General features: G+C 70.5%; 11 protein-coding genes. 4 read left to right on the top strand and 7 right to left on the bottom strand.

Features of this window, described 5'->3' with window-relative positions; translation table 11 throughout:
* Nucleotides 1-161 precede the first annotated feature (161 nt).
* Nucleotides 162-524, bottom strand: coding sequence for an A1S_2505 family phage non-structural protein (locus QM517_RS03800; protein WP_077051574.1), 363 nt, complete (start codon nt 522-524; stop codon nt 162-164).
* A 163-nt stretch (nt 525-687) separates the two neighbouring features.
* Between QM517_RS03800 and QM517_RS03795 the strand changes: the two genes are divergently transcribed.
* From QM517_RS03795 to QM517_RS18575, 3 genes are all read left to right on the top strand, one after another.
* A complete protein-coding gene (locus tag QM517_RS03795; protein ID WP_283285321.1) occupies nt 688-5511 on the top strand; it encodes a carboxypeptidase regulatory-like domain-containing protein in 4824 nt (1607 codons plus the stop codon).
* 88 nt (nt 5512-5599) lie between these two features.
* Nucleotides 5600-6592 (top strand): arsenic resistance protein, encoded by a 993-nt coding sequence (locus tag QM517_RS03790; protein WP_283285319.1) that lies wholly within the window; start codon nt 5600-5602, stop codon nt 6590-6592.
* Nucleotides 6593-6667: 75 nt separating this feature from the next.
* Entirely contained in the window at nt 6668-8257 is a 1590-nt protein-coding gene (locus QM517_RS18575; RefSeq protein ID WP_283285318.1) for a glycosyl hydrolase, read from the top strand.
* 30 nt (nt 8258-8287) lie between these two features.
* On the opposite strand, the gene QM517_RS03780 is transcribed toward QM517_RS18575, so the two are convergent.
* Nucleotides 8288-8827, bottom strand: coding sequence for a gamma carbonic anhydrase family protein (locus QM517_RS03780; protein ID WP_283285317.1), 540 nt, complete (start codon nt 8825-8827; stop codon nt 8288-8290).
* Between the two features lie 139 nt (nt 8828-8966).
* On the opposite strand from QM517_RS03780, the gene QM517_RS03775 reads away from it, so the two are divergent.
* The gene (locus QM517_RS03775) at nt 8967-9452 is read left to right on the top strand and encodes a Dps family protein (RefSeq protein WP_063257606.1); all 486 of its coding nucleotides are present in this window, start codon (nt 8967-8969) and stop codon (nt 9450-9452) included.
* Between the two features lie 149 nt (nt 9453-9601).
* On the opposite strand, the gene QM517_RS03770 is transcribed toward QM517_RS03775, so the two are convergent.
* The 5 genes from QM517_RS03770 to QM517_RS03750 form a co-directional block, all read right to left on the bottom strand.
* The gene (locus QM517_RS03770) at nt 9602-11101 is read right to left on the bottom strand and encodes an amidohydrolase (RefSeq protein WP_283285313.1); all 1500 of its coding nucleotides are present in this window, start codon (nt 11099-11101) and stop codon (nt 9602-9604) included.
* Nucleotides 11098-11733, bottom strand: a complete 636-nt coding sequence (locus QM517_RS03765; protein WP_283285310.1) for an FMN-binding negative transcriptional regulator — start codon at nt 11731-11733, stop codon at nt 11098-11100. The genes QM517_RS03770 and QM517_RS03765 overlap by 4 nt, the downstream gene beginning before the upstream one ends.
* Before the next feature lie 18 nt (nt 11734-11751).
* Nucleotides 11752-12741: an Fpg/Nei family DNA glycosylase gene (locus tag QM517_RS03760; protein WP_077051580.1), complete on the bottom strand. Its 990-nt coding sequence runs from the start codon at nt 12739-12741 to the stop codon at nt 11752-11754.
* Nucleotides 12741-13283 (bottom strand): ribose-5-phosphate isomerase, encoded by a 543-nt coding sequence (locus tag QM517_RS03755; RefSeq protein ID WP_283285308.1) that lies wholly within the window; start codon nt 13281-13283, stop codon nt 12741-12743. The genes QM517_RS03760 and QM517_RS03755 overlap by 1 nt, the downstream gene beginning before the upstream one ends.
* Before the next feature lie 90 nt (nt 13284-13373).
* A complete protein-coding gene (locus QM517_RS03750; RefSeq protein WP_283285306.1) occupies nt 13374-14561 on the bottom strand; it encodes a ferrochelatase in 1188 nt (395 codons plus the stop codon).
* Nucleotides 14562-14605 lie beyond the last annotated feature (44 nt).

Below are 14605 nucleotides of genomic sequence, written 5' to 3'. Positions count from 1 at the left end.
CGATCCTGTTGACTCCGTACGAATCGGACACTAGCGGTCGGAACCCGATCCTGGGTGTCTCCTATGAGCGAGTCTTCGTTCGAGTCGGGCGTCCTCCGCGGTCGTGCGATCACGGAGCCGGCTGTCCGCGAGACGAGTGGTCACGGCGCCCGAGAGGCGGCTCAGCCCCTGCCCAGCGCGGCGCGGAACGACTCCGGCAGCACCACGTTCTCCCCCGCTCCCGCGAAGAAACCCGCCACCTGCTCCGGCCGGTATCCGGCGATTCCGCAGCCGACCTCGGTCACGAGGAACCGCAACTCCGGATGATCGGCCGCGAAAGCGACGAAACGCCGCGCCTGGTCCTCGAACACGGCCAGCCCCGACATCGTGTCGATGCCGTACGACTGGCCCTGCAGCCCCTCGGACTGGCCCCACACGGCACCGAAACGGTCGAGGGCGAACCGCGCGGCGCCGCCCCCGTGCGCGCCGGAGGCGTTGGATCCGAAGACGAAGACTTCGCCGGGCTCGAGACGAGTGATGTGCATGGCGTCACGCTACGCAGATCGGGCGCGCCGTCGAGGGGGTTGTGGGGCAGTGTCACACAGCCGACACACAGGTGTGGTACGAATGGCGCGTGGTCGCCCGAGACCACGGAACGCTCGTCGCAGGGGTGCGGCGGGCGCGGCGCGTGCCGTTATGGGGGGAAACATGACCACGTCTTTCCGTGCGCGTGCACGACGATACGTCTCGAGCGCCGTGGCGCTGACGCTGGCGGTGTCGCTGAGCCTGGCGGTCGCCCCCGCCGCGACGGCGGCGCAGCCGACGCCCACGCCCGCGCCGACATCGGTGTCGAGCCCGAGTCCGACGCCGACCGGCTCGAAGGCGGCATCCCCGAGCCCGACGGCGGCGCCGTCCGCGACCCCGACGAAAACGGCCGCACCGACGCCCACGCCGACGAACACGGCGGTCGCCACGCCCAGCCCGACGAAGACGGCGACCCCGACGCCCACGCCGACGAAGACACCTACGCCGACGAAGACACCTACGCCGACGAAGACACCCACGCCGACGCCGACCCCGACCCCGACCGCTCCGCAGCTCATGTCGATCGCCGGTCGCATCTCGGCGCCCAGTGGCTCGACACTGCCCACGACCGGGATCGTCGTCCGGGCTTTCCCTGCCAACGACCCGTGGCGCGAGGCCGCCTCCACGACCGCGGCGTCGACGGGCAAGTACACGCTCAGCGGTCTGCCCGCGGGATCGTACGTTCTGCAGGTCGACACGGATCCCGGCACGGGTCTCCTCGACGAGTGGTACAACGACAAGTCGGACCGGTACTCCGCCGACAGAGTGTCCCTCGTCGCCGGGGTGAACAAGACCGGGGTCAATGTGACCCTCGCCAAGGCGGCATCCATCTCGGGTCTCGTGACCGTTCCGGCCGGCACGCCCGGTGGCGCGAGCAGTGTCTTCGTGGCCGCCTATGACGCGTCCCGCAGCTGGGTCGGGTCGGCGAACGTCGACGAAGACGGCACCTACACGATCGGATCGCTGCCGGCCGGGCCGATCGTGCTCCAGTTCACCGCGACGTCCGACAGCGGTCTCCTCGACGAATGGTTCGACGACAAGCGGGACTTCGCCTCCGCCGACGCGATCACGCTCGCACCGGGAGAGAAGCGCACAGGGGTGGATGCCGGCCTCGCCAAGGGCGCCACCATCAGCGGGCGGGTGTCTGTCCCCTCCGGATTCACGGTCGCGGACTGGACGATCCGCGTCACCGCCGTCAGCGCCGATGGGGACTGGGTGAAGAGCGCCTACGTCGCATCCGACGGAACGTATCGACTCTCCGGTCTGGACGCCGGGGACTACCGGCTGCAGTTCGACGCCGACTCGACGACGGGGCTGCTGGACGAGTGGTACAACAACGCGACCGGGTTCGACACTGCGAGAGTCGTGACCGTCGCCGCGGGCGCCGCACGCGCCGGGGTGAACGTGACACTCGCCCGTGGAGCGTCGATCTCCGGCCGACTGTCGGTGCCCGCAGGCTCCTCGCCCACCGAGGTCACGGTGCAGGTCTCCGACGCGACGCAGGAAACGGTCGGCTACGCGAACGTCGCCTCCGACGGCACCTACTCCGTCCGGGGTCTGCCGAGTGGGAGCCTGCGGGTCCACTTCACGGCGATGTCGCCGTCGACGTTGCAGTCGGAATGGTGGGATGACAAGCCGGACTTCGCCTCCGCCACGCCCGTCGTGCTGACCGCGGCGCAGGCACGCACCGGCGTCGATGCGACTCTCGCGCCGGGCGCATCGATCTCGGGGAGGATCACGGCACCCGCTGGATACGCGGTCGCGGGCGGGTCCGTCGAGGTCCACACCTCGGAGTTCGGCCCGGCAGTGTGGGGGAACATCGCCGCCGACGGCTCGTACTCCGTCACCGGTCTGGCCGCGGGGACGTATCGAGTCGAATTCCAGCCGCCGTGGAACTCCCCACTTCTGCCGGAGTGGTACGACGACGCACCCCGGTACGCCGACGCCTCCCCCATCACCCTGACGACGGGACAGACCCGCGCCGGCGTTGACGCCGCGTTCGCGCTCGGCGGGACGATCACCGGCACGGTGACGGTGCCCGCCGGCACTCCGCGTGGATCGGACGGAACCACCCTGCGGGTCTCCGCATCCCTCGACTCGGGCGGGTCGGGAGGCTACTTCTCCGCAGAGGTCGCTCCCGACGGTTCCTACGCGCTGCGCGGTCTCCCGGCGGGACAGTATCGCGTCTCCTTCCAGTCGCCCGACGCATGGGGGCTCATCGACGAGTACTACGACGATGCGACCGGATACTACGACGCGACGCTCGTTCCGGTGGCGTCGGGTCAAACGGTGTCGGGTGTCAACGCGGCGCTGGCCGCCGGGGGAAGCATCTCGGGACGCGTGACTCTTCCGTCCGGCGTCAAGGTCGACTCGATGCAGTACCGCGTCACCGCCTACGGGCCGCAGATGAGCTATGCGGCCTCCGTCGGGATCAATTCCGACGGGACCTACGCCCTTCGAGGACTTCCGGCGGGGACGTACCGACTCGAATTCTCCACGCCGCCCGATTCCGTCGTCTTGCCCGAGTGGTACACCGACAAGTCCCAGTTCTGGTCCGCGGACCCCCTCACGCTCTCGGCGGGCCAATCCCTGGTGAACGTCGATGCCGTCCTGGACAAGGCCGGTGCGATCAAGGGTTCCGTGCGCGACGCCGCGGGCGCGGCGGTCGCGGACGCGCAGGTGAGTCTCTACGCGCGGTCCGGCACGGTCTGGGAGTGGCAGGCGTCTGTCATCGCGGACAGCACCGGAGCCTACGTGTTCACGGGGCTGGGCCCGGCGACGTACACCCTCGAGTTCACTCCCCCGGCGGGCTCGGCCGCGCTCCCGGAGTGGTGGAACGACTCGCCCGACCAGGGCACCGCGACCGGCATCGGTCTGACCGCGGGTCAGGTGCGGGGCTCCCTCGTGGCCACGCTGGCCACGGGGGGAACGGTCACGGGCGCGGTGCGCTCCGCCGACGGTTCGCCCCTCGCCGATGCCGAGATCCGCGTGAGCAGTCGAGCCGGCCACACTCTCGCGTCCGGGCGGACCGATGCGGCCGGTGCGTATGTCGTCGCGGGCCTGCCGGCCGGGGACGCCGCCGTGGCCGTGGTCACCTCGGCGGGTCAGACCTTCGCGAACGGCGCGACCTCGCTGGTCTCGGCGTCGTTCCAGACCGTCGTGCCCGGTCGGTCGACGACGGTCGACATCGCGCTCGGCGGGCGATCGATCACCGGTGTCATCAGCGCGGCCGACACCGGTGCCCCCCTCACCGGCGGCACGGTCACGCTGTACTCCTCGACGGGCGCGATCGGCGCGGAGGCCACCATCGGCAAGACGGGCGCCTACGCGTTCCGCAACGTGCCCCGGGGCGCGTACGCGGTGCTCATCCGCCCGGCGGGCGAGACCTACGCTCCGACGTGGTCCGACGGCGCATCCTCGTCCGCCGACGCCGACTACTTCTCCATGAGCACCTCCTCGCTGAAGAAGAACTTCTCGGTCCTGCGTGCCGGGAGCATCACGGGGAAGGCCACGTCTGCACAGCAGTGGGGACTCACTCTCGAGCTCTGGCAGTTCACGGGCGGCACCTGGACGTGGATCGACTCGAGCTGGATTCGAAGCGGCACGGCCTTCACCTTCGCGGGCCTCGCCCCCGGGGTGTACGCGGTGACGGCGTTCTCCGAGCACAGAGGAGACCCGGAGGCCGCCCCACGGATCGATGTCGGCGCGGGGGCGACGGTCGACGTGGGCACCGTGACCAACGTCCCCGCCGCCGCCGGCATCCTCAGCGGGACGGTCGCCGGGATCACGGCGGCATCCAACGTCCGGGTCCTTGCCACGGCAGCGGATGGGAAGAGCTACTCCGCGGACGTCCAGCGCAAGATCGACAAGACCTTCGCGTACTCATTCCCGGCGCTGCCGAGCGGCTCGTACACGGTCCGCGTCACCTCGCCCGCGGCCCCGGTCGCCTGGTACGGCGGCAGCGACGCCGCATCCGCGCGAAGGGTGGTGGTGACCACCGGGGGGACGACGACGGCGAGCGTGACCGTCGCCGCGGGAACGGCCAGCCTCGTCGGCACGATCACCGGCCCCGGAGGCGCAGGAGTCGCGGGCACCTCGGTGTCGCTCGTCGAGGTCGGTGCCACCGGGGACTCCGTCGACAGCAGATACATGGTCACCGGCGCCGACGGGCGTTATGCGTTCCCGTCGATGCTCGTCCCCGGACATTCGTATCGCGTCAGCGCGAGCGGGGCCACCGGGATGGTCGATGCCCGCCTCGTGGCCCGCGCAGGTTCGCAGACGCAGGATCTGGTCTTCGCGGCGGGCGCGCGCGTGAAGGGAACGGTCGTGGATGCCGCGAGCGGCGCCGCCGTGGCGGGGGCGCCGGTGCGCGTCGTCCGTGACGGTGACACCGGAAGCTACGACGGTTTTCCCACGGTCACGGATTCGAAGGGCCGCTACGACATCCCGAACCTCCCGAGCGGGACCTATCGCGTCCAGGTGGGGGCGTGGGGTGACAGCGGCTCCGCCCCGAGTGGTGCGGGCGCCGCGTACGGTCCCGAATGGATCGACGATGCCGTGACGCAGAGTGCGGCGAAGCCGCTGGTGCTCTCCGCCGGGGCGGTGGTCACCGCTCCCACGACGCGGCTGTCCGCGGGCGGCGTGCTCACCGGACGGGTACGTGCCCCGGTCGCCGGCGGAGGGTACGCGTGGGTGACCGATACCCACGTGACGGTGAAGAGCGTCACCGGTGAGACGGTCCTCTCCGGTGGCGCGAGCCCGTCGGGCTCACCCGGCGCGTTCTCCCTCGTGCTCGCACCGGGGACGTATCGCCTGTGTGCTTCGGTTCCCGACGGGGTACCGGGTCACGCCCGGTTCACCGAGGTCTGCAACAGTTCGACGGTCACGGTGGTCGCGGGCGCGACGACGCCGAGCACGACGGTGACTCTGACGGAACGGAAAGGCTGAGCCCGCCACCCCGAGGACCGCGTGTCTCCGACATCCGTCGACGGCCGCGGTCCCGGGGGGATCGCCACGACGACGTACGCTCGGAACGGTGATCGCCTGGGTGAGCCGGTGGCAGGTCCCCGTCTACCTCGGGGCGATGTTGGTGGGCGCCGCCGGAGGCCTCCTCGCTCCGAGCACCTCCGCGATCTCGGAGGCACTCGTCACGCCCGCGTTGATCGTTCTGCTGTTCGCGACATTCCTCGCGGTGCCGTTCGCGACGATCCGACGCGCACTCCGCGATGTGAGGTTCCTCGCGGCCGTCCTGGTCGTGAACTTCCTCCTGGTGCCGATCCTCGTCTTCGGGCTGTCGCGCTTCGTCGCCCACGACCAGGCCCTTCTCGTGGGGGTCCTGCTGGTCCTTCTCACCCCGTGCGTCGACTACGTCGTGGTCTTCACACGCCTGGCGGGCGGCGAGGCCTCCCGACTGCTCGCTGCGTCACCGGTTCTCATGCTCGCGCAGATCGCGCTGCTGCCCGTCTATCTCGCACTCTTCGCCGGGCCGGACGTCCTCGGGATGGTCGATGCCGGACCTTTCGTCGCCGCGTTCCTCCTCTTCATCGCGCTGCCGATGAGCCTGGCGGCCGTGACGCAGGCGTTCGCACGACGGTTCGCCCCGGTGCGCGTGGTCGAACGGACGATGGATGCCGCCATGGTCCCGCTGCTCGCCCTCACGCTGGCCGTCATCGTCGGAGCGCAGATCGACACCGTCCGCACGTACGCCGCGCAGCTGATCGGCGTCGTGCCGATCTACGTCGCGTTCCTCTGCGCTGCGCCGGTGCTCGGCATCCTGATCGCCCGGGTGTTCCGGCAGGACGTCGCCACGTCCCGTGCGACGGTGTTCTCGGGCTCGACGCGCAACTCGCTCGTGGTCCTGCCCCTCGCCTTGGCCTTGCCGGAGCCGCTCCGGCTCGCTTCCGCCGTGGTCGTGACGCAGACCCTCGTCGAGTTGGTCGGCATGGTCGTGCTCGTGCGGGTCGTCCCGCGGCTGATCCGACCGGCCTCAGCGGAGTTCCGACCTGCGCCTGAGGGAACGGACATGTGACCGTCATCTGGCTGGGTTATCGTGGCGGCCGACGAGAGGGGCTCCGTGGCGCGATCGGTGAAGGCGAGGCGAACCGTGGTCATCCTCGTCGTGGTCGCTCTGGTGGCGATCTCGGCGACCGCGGTGCTGCTGGTCCTGCGGTCCAATCCGGGACCCCTGTCGGTGACCAGCCCTTCGCTGCTGTTCTCCTCGGCATCCGATGTCCGTATCGTGCTCGGGAACTCCCACGGTTCCGTGACGTGGACGCTGCACTCCCGCTCCGGTGCGGAGATCGCGAGCGGCGAGGAGCCCGGAGGGCCCGGTGCGACGATCGCGCCCCCGGTGCCTTCCGACGGCTTCTACAGTCTGGAGCTCGCCGACGACCGCGACACCCTCGATGTGAATCTCCTGGTCAATCCGACACCTGAGAGGACCGACCGGTTCTTCTCCGTCGCGACCCACTGGGGCAAGTCGTCCTTCGCCGCCGATACCTGGCCCGTCGATGCCACGGCATCCCTATTGAGCGGACTCGGCTTCCGTGAGGTGCGCGACGAGACTTCGTGGATGAGCGTCGAGCGGGTGCGCGGCGAGTTGGCGATCCCGGCCCACGCGGCGGATCTGCACACCGTGACCCAGGACAACGGCATGAAGATGCTGTTCGTCGCCGGGTACGGGAACCCCGTGGCCTACCCGGAGGACATGAAGGAGACTCTGTCGCCGCCGACCACACCCGAAGGGCGTCAGGGGTACGTCGACTACATCAACGCCGTCCTGGACGCCGACCCCCAGATCGACAAGGTCGAGGTGTGGAACGAGTTCAATCGCCCGCAGCGCAACACGAGCGAGTGCCAGAGCGGCGGCTGTTACGCCACGCTGGTGAAGGCCGTGTACAAGGGGGTCAAGGCCCGTCACCCGCACGTCCAGATCGTCGCCGGGAACACGTCCGGCACTCCCCTGCCGTGGTTCAGCGCCTTCATCGACGCCGGCGGGCTGCGGTACAGCGACATGCTGTCCACGCACGGCTACGCCCGGGACCTCGACACGACGATGGCCGACGTCACCGCCCTGGACGCCCTCGTCAAGAAGCGCAACGGCGGTGTCTCCAAGCCGATCATCGTGAGCGAGATCGGTGTCTCCAACACTACGTCGACAGCCCGAAGCGGAAACATCGCGCGGGTCCAGACCGAGGAACAGGCCGCGACCGCCCTGGTGAAGATCTTCGTCGGACTCCGGGCCGAGTCGGCGGTGGCGCAGACCGTCTGGTACGACGGCGTCGACGACGGAACCCGTCCGGACGAAACCGAGGACAACTTCGGCCTGTTCCGCCAACCGACCGACACGGTCACGGCATTCCAGCCGAAGCAGAGCGCGGCCGCCGCCGGCTACTTGATGCGGCAACTCCAGGGCTACCGATTCGACTCGCGCCAGTCGCTCGGATCGGATGTCTGGATGTACACGTTCGTCGACGCGAACGGCGCCCAACGCCGGATCCTGTGGCGCGATGCGCCCTACGCGGACACCGACACGGGACCCGCGACCGTCGCCGTCACCGTCCGGTCCGGATACCGCACGACGATGTCCTCGGTGACGGGCGAGGCGATGGATTCGCAACTGGCGCCGGGGACGTCGCGGATCTCGGTCGGCACCGAGCCGGTTTACCTCGATGAGGCGGCCCCGGCGTCCTGAGGGGTCAGGTCGCGGAGCGAGGTCGAGCGCTCAGTCGCCACGCACGGCGCTCGCGTGCCGTTCGACGTGGGCGAGGTACGTCTGCGCGTTGCGGAGGATGCCGGCCCGCTCCTCGGGCGTCAGTGCGCGCCGGACCTTGGCGGGGACCCCGGCGACGAGCGATCCCTCCGGGACCACCGTGCCCTCGAGGACGACCGCTCCCCCGGCGACGAGGCATCCGGGTCCGATCTCGGCGCCCGAGAGCACGACGCTCCCCATGCCGATGAGCGACCCGTCGCCGATCGTGCAGCCGTGGACGACGGCGTTGTGGCCCACCGACACGTCGGCTCCGATCGTCACCGGACGCCCCCGATCGACGTGCACCGAGACGTTGTCCTGCAGGTTGCTCCGCGGTCCGAGCACGATCGCGGCGCTGTCGCCGCGCACGACGGCGTTGTACCAGACGCTCGACCCCTCGCTCAGGGTGACCGCGCCGATCACGCGGGCCCCGGATGCCACGAACGCCGTCGCATGCACCTCCGGCGCCGCATCGGGAAGAGCGAGGACCGTGGCATCCGGGGCGATCGTCATGCGCCGACACTATCGCGCGGGTGAGGTGAGGATTGCCTTTCCACCAGGGATTTAGCCGAGCCTCATCTTGCTTGCGGAATGTCCGGGCGTGAGTAGCGTTGGTGTCATCACGACTTCGGTACAACACTCAGGAGACCTCATGAGCACCGTTCAGACGCCCGCCGCCACCACCGTCGACTCGACCATGGCCTCCAGCACCGCGCAGTTCCTCTCGCCGATCGTCCTCGGCCTCGAAGCCCTCGTCGTCAACGGCAAGCAGGCGCACTGGCACGTCCGCGGCGCCAACTTCATCGGCGTGCACGAGCTCCTCGACACCGTCGTCGCCCACGCGCAGGACTGGGCCGACCTCGCCGCCGAGCGGATCGTCGCCCTCGGCCTGCCGATCGACTCGCGTCTGTCGACCGTCGCCGCCAAGGCGAAGGAGACCGCCGTCCCGGCCGGCTTCGCGCAGTCCGACGTCGTCATCCGCGCGGTGATCGCCGACATCGACGCCGTCCTCGTCGACATCCAGACCGCCATCGACGGCCTCGACGAGACCGACCTGTCGAGCCAGGACGTCGCGATCGAGATCAAGCGCGGCCTCGACAAGGACCGCTGGTTCCTCTTCGCGCACCTCGCGGCCTGAGCCCGGGTTTTCGAAGGGGGCGGCGCTTCGGCGTCGCCCCCTTTTTCTGTCGCGTGAGTCGCCAGGATTTGTCGCCTCCATGCGCGGTCAAGCGACAAATCGTGGCGACTCACGCACACGCGCACCCGCCCCGGGCACACGCGTGCGAGTCAGGACGCGTGCGTGATGCGACCGGCGAGGAGCGTCGTGCGCACGGGCATCGCGCGCAGGGCGAGCTCGTCGGCGGTCCGGGGATCGGCGTCCACGATCACCAGGTCCGCGCGGGCGCCCGGTGCGATCTCAGCCGGCGCCGTCGAGCCGCCGGCGGTGGATGCCGCGATCGCGGTGTCGATGTCGACCCTTTGATGCGGCTGCCACGCGTCACGCCCGTCGCGCGTGCGGAACACCGCCGACGCGATCGCGCCCCACGGGTCGAGCGGCGCGACCGGAGCGTCCGAGCCGAAGAGGAGGTTCGCGCCGCTGTCGGCCAGGGCCCGCAGCGGGTAGGGCTGCGCGGACTGCCCGGCCCAGACGGCATCCGTCATGTCGCGATCGTCGAGAGCGTGCTCGGGCTGCACGCTCGCGGACACGCCGAGTCGAGCGAATCGCGGGATGTCGGCGTGGGCCACGAGCTGGGCGTGCTCGATCGTGCCGACCGCCCCGGTCAGGGCGTAGGCATCGAGGGCGTGGGCGTTCGCGACGTCGCCGATCGCGTGGATCGCGCATTCCAGACCCGCCGCGGTCGCCCGGGTCATCAGCTCGACGAGCTCGTCGGGCGGGATCGTGAGGAGCCCGTGGTTGTCGACGTCGCCCGGGTAGTGGTGGGCGCAGGCGGCGGTCCGCGTTCCGAGCGAGCCGTCGGTGATGGCCTTGAGCGGACCCACGCGCACCAGGTCGTCCGCCGCGCCGCGCACGGGGTCGCCGGTGCGCAGGCCCTCGGCGATCGCTCGATCGAGGTGCTGTGGGTAGGTGCCGTACGACACCCGCAGCGTGTCGAAGCCGCGCGCGACGCGGCGCTGCCACGGCTCGTCGTTCCAGGTCATGTCGAGGTCGACCAGGCCGACGAGTCCGCGTGCGGCTGCGGCGCGCGCCATCCGCTCGACGGCGCGATCCCCGACCTCGGCGTCGACCGCGTTGATCCGTCGGGAGATCTCGAAGGCGTCCTCTTCGCGCAGGACCCCGGATGCCGAGGGCTCGAAGCCTTCGCGCCGGAAGGCTGCGGAGTTCAGCCAGACGCTGTGCACGTCGGCATTGACGAGGTACGTCGGGACCTCGCCGGTCGCGGCATCCAGGAGTTCGAGGGTCGGCTCGTCGGGCCAGAGACCGTCGCGGAAGCCCACACCGACGCGGCGGCCGCCGTCGCCCACTGGCGCTGCGGCCATCATCGACGCCGCCTCGCGCGCCGACCCCGCCTCGCCGAGCGCGACGCGGTCGGCCGTGAGCGCCCACTGCAGAACGTGCACGTGGTGGTCCCACAGCCCGGGGAGCAGCCAGCCGCCGTCTCCGTCCACGACGAGGCCGCGCGGGCGGAGGTTCCCCGTCGGCGCGATGTCGACGATGCGGCCGCCCGCGAGCACGAGATCGACGGGTTCATCGGGCGTCGGGAGGAAGTCCCGCCCCGGGCCGGCCACCCGGACGGCCTGCACGAAGGCCGCGGTCTCGCCGATCATGCGCGTCCTGCCGGACGTCGGGCGTCGGCGGCGCGCTGCATCTCAGCGGCCAGTGAGGGGTTCGCGTACGGTCCGTCACCGAGCCCGGCGATGATCGTGTCGACGACCTCCGAGGGACGGTTCTGGCTCAGCTTCCGCTTGCCCACCACCCGCGTCGGGGTCAGACGGAAACCGACGGTGCCCGCGGCGAGTCGGTCGACGAAGGCGGCGTCGTTCGGCGCACGGTACAGGCCGCGACCGTCCTCCCCCTCGAAGCGCTCCACCAGTCGATCGAGCACGCGCAGATTCTCCTGGGGCGTGAGGATCTCCGGGATGCCGCTGAGGTGCGCCGACACGAAGTTCCAGGTCGGCACCGCCGGGCCGTCGCCGTACCAGCGCGGGGTGATGTATCCGTGCGGACCCTGCACGACGACGAGCAACTCGCGGTCACCGAGACCGAGGATCGCGTCGTCCGGCTTGCCGACGTGTCCCACGATCGTGAGGTCGTCACGGCTGTCGTCGAGCAGGACGGCGTAGTGCGAGGCGACTAGGCCGTCGGGGGTCGACGCGACGAGCGTGACCCAGGGATGATGCTCGATCAGGCGTCGGATCTCGCCGACGTCGGTCATCGCGAAACTCGGATTCTGCCGCACCGGATCAGCCTAGAACGCTCACGCCTGGCAGCGCGGGCACCAGTACAGCTTGCGTCCGGCCGCTTCCTCGACGAGCACCGTGGTGCCGCACACCCGGCACGGGAGACCCGCCCGGTGGTACACCCAGTGCCGGTCGTCGCGGTGGGCCATCGCGCGTCGGTACGCCTCGGGGTCGAGGTCGTCCATGGTCATCATCTGCCCGGTTTCGACACCGATCGCAAGCAGCCGCACCCAGTCGCGCCACATCTCGCGCGCGGTCTCCTCGCGGACGTCGCGGCCGGGCGTGTGCGGGTTCTGTCGGGCACGGAAGAGGATCTCGGCGCGATAGACGTTGCCGATGCCGCTGACCACCGACTGGTCCATGAGCAGCAGCCCGATGGCCGTGGGCTTCCGCCGCACCGTGGCGACGAACCGCTCCTCCCCCTCGGCGACGTCGTCGACGAGCGGGTCGGGGCCGAGCTTGGCGATCGTCGCGGCGACCTCGTCGGGCGTCTGGAGCGCGCACGCGGTGGGCCCGCGCAGGTCGGCGCACGTCGTCTCGGTGAGCAGGCGCAGACGCACCGCACCGACCACGGGCGGCGGCCACTCGGTCTGCTCCTCGAGCCCGGTCGTCTGCTCGGACATGCGCACGCGTGCGCGCCGCGGAGCGCCGATCGAGGTGAGGGAGTTCTCGCCGGCGGCATCCATGATCGGCTCGTCGAGGACGGTGCCGCGCTGGTTCGTGTGCCCCATGCGACCGTTCGCCGAGGCGATCGTCGCATCGATCGCGACCTCGCCCGAGAAATCCCACGCGCCGTACATGCCGAGGTGCACCCTCAGCCACACGTCGGGGTCGAACCGCAGGAACATCTGTTTGCCGACGGCACGCACCTCGAGCGCGTCACGGCCGTCGATGACCGCGGCTCCTTCGACGAATCGCCCCTGAGGACTGGATGCCGCGACAGCGCGGCCCACGATGTTGCGGTCGAACTGACGGGCGATGCGGTGGACGGAATGCCCTTCGGGCATCAGCCTGCCTCGGGATCGAACGTGTCGCTCGCGTCGAGGACGTCGGGCCGCGCAGCCGCCTCGCGAGGATCGGGCAGCAGGATGCCGTCCTGCTCGTAGGCCGCGAGCTGGGCGATGCGCCGGGCGTGGCGCTCTTCGCCCGAGAACGGGGTCGCGATGAAGCGGTCGATGAACGACGCGGCCTCGTCGAAGGTGTGCTGGCGCGCGCCGATCGCGATCACGTTGGCGTCGTTGTGCTCGCGCGCCAGTTCGGCCGTCGCGATACTCCAGACGAGCGCGGCGCGGATCCCGAGCACCTTGTTCGCGGCGATCTGCTCGCCGTTGCCCGAGCCGCCGAAGACCACACCCAGCGTCTCGACGCCATCGGCCTGATCGCGGACGACCGCCTGGGCCGCGCGGATGCAGAAGGCCGGGTAGTCGTCGAGGGGGTCGTACTCGATGGGGCCGTGATCGACGACCTCGTGGCCCTGGGAGGCGAGGTGGTGCTGCAGCTGGGTGGAGAACTCGAGACCGGCGTGATCGGTGCCGATGTGAATGCGCATGCGCCCATCCTAGGGACGGCCGCCGACACCGCGGGCGAGAACGACGACGCCGCCCGCCCCTCGGCGAGGGACGAGCGGCGTCGAACGGTGTCAGGGGCGCAGACCCGCGGCGACGGGCTTGAATCCGGCGCGGACGTTCTCGCAGCACCCGGGGCGGCACACGTCGTACCAGGGGCCCAGGTCGGTCAGGTGCGGACGTTCCGCCTTCAGCGTGCCCTTCAGACGCTCCTCGACGAGGTCGACGAGTCCGGACACGTATGCGGGGTCGATCCCCGGCGTGGGCGTGCGGACGGCGCGGATGCCGGCCTCCTCGGCCGCCTCCATGGCCTCGGTGTCGAGGTCCCACAGGACCTCCATGTGGTCGCTGACGAAGCCGAGCGGGACGATCACGACCGCCTCGGCACCGCGGCCCGGCAGTTCCGCGATGACGTCGTTCACGTCCGGCTCGAGCCAGGGCTGCGTGGGAGGGCCGGAGCGCGACTGGTACACCAGCTCCCACTCGACGTCGGCGACCGCGGCGGCGACCTCGGCCATCACGAATGCCGCGACGGCCTTGTGCTGCGCCGCGTACGCGCCGCCCTCGCCGAAGTCGACGTCGCGGGGGCCCGAGCGCTCGGCGTCGGCGGTGGGGATCGAGTGGGTGGAGAAGAGCACGCGGATCTTCTCGGGCGCGATGCCGTCCGCGACGTACGCCGACACGGCATCCGTCACTCCTGTGACGAACGTCGACACGAAGCCGGGGTGGTCGAAGAACTGGCGGACCTTGTCGATCGTGACCGTCTCGCCGAGACCGGTGGCCTCGAGGACGCGCGCGTAATCCTCGCGGTACTGCCGGCAGCTCGAGAACGAGCTGTACGCGCTGGTCGCGATCGCGAGCAGCGTCGTGTCGCCGGCTTCGGCCGCCTCGGTGACGGCTTCCTCCAGGTACGGCGACCAGTTGCGGTTGCCCCAGTAGACGGGGAGGTTCAGCCCGCGGCGCGCGATCTCGGCCTCGAGCGCCGCCTTCAACTGGCGGTTGTGCTCGTTGATCGGGCTCACGCCGCCGAAGTGGCGGTAGTGGTGGGCGACCTCTTCCAGTCGCTCATCCGGGATGCCGCGTCCGCGCGTGACGTTGCGGAGGAAGGGGATGACGTCGTCCTGGCCCTCCGGTCCGCCGAATCCGGCGAGGAGGATCGCGTCGTAGGCCACCGGGGTCTCGACCCACCGGGGTCCGGATGCCGCGGCGGGAGACGCGTAGAGGACGGTCTCGGGGGTGCTGTCCGTGTCGGTCGTGCTCACTCCGACATCTTCCCACCTGAGCGATCAGCCCGGCCCGGGGGTAT

Source organism: Microbacterium sp. IEGM 1404 (genome assembly GCF_030056775.1).
Taxonomy (GTDB): Bacteria; Actinomycetota; Actinomycetes; order Actinomycetales; family Microbacteriaceae; genus Microbacterium.
This window is presented reverse-complemented; position numbering and strand designations above follow the sequence as displayed.

Excerpts from the sequence above, each read along its gene's own strand:
- QM517_RS03770 (WP_283285313.1), bottom strand. The coding sequence starts at position 11,101 with ATGATCGGCGAGACCGCGGCCTTCGTGCAGGCCGTCCGGGTGGCCGGC.
- QM517_RS03775 (WP_063257606.1), top strand. The coding sequence starts at position 8,967 with ATGAGCACCGTTCAGACGCCCGCCGCCACCACCGTCGACTCGACCATG.
- QM517_RS03800 (WP_077051574.1), bottom strand. The coding sequence starts at position 524 with ATGCACATCACTCGTCTCGAGCCCGGCGAAGTCTTCGTCTTCGGATCC.
- QM517_RS03760 (WP_077051580.1), bottom strand. The coding sequence starts at position 12,741 with ATGCCCGAAGGGCATTCCGTCCACCGCATCGCCCGTCAGTTCGACCGC.
- QM517_RS03780 (WP_283285317.1), bottom strand. The coding sequence starts at position 8,827 with ATGACGATCGCCCCGGATGCCACGGTCCTCGCTCTTCCCGATGCGGCG.
- QM517_RS03795 (WP_283285321.1), top strand. The coding sequence starts at position 688 with ATGACCACGTCTTTCCGTGCGCGTGCACGACGATACGTCTCGAGCGCC.
- QM517_RS03755 (WP_283285308.1), bottom strand. The coding sequence starts at position 13,283 with ATGCGCATTCACATCGGCACCGATCACGCCGGTCTCGAGTTCTCCACC.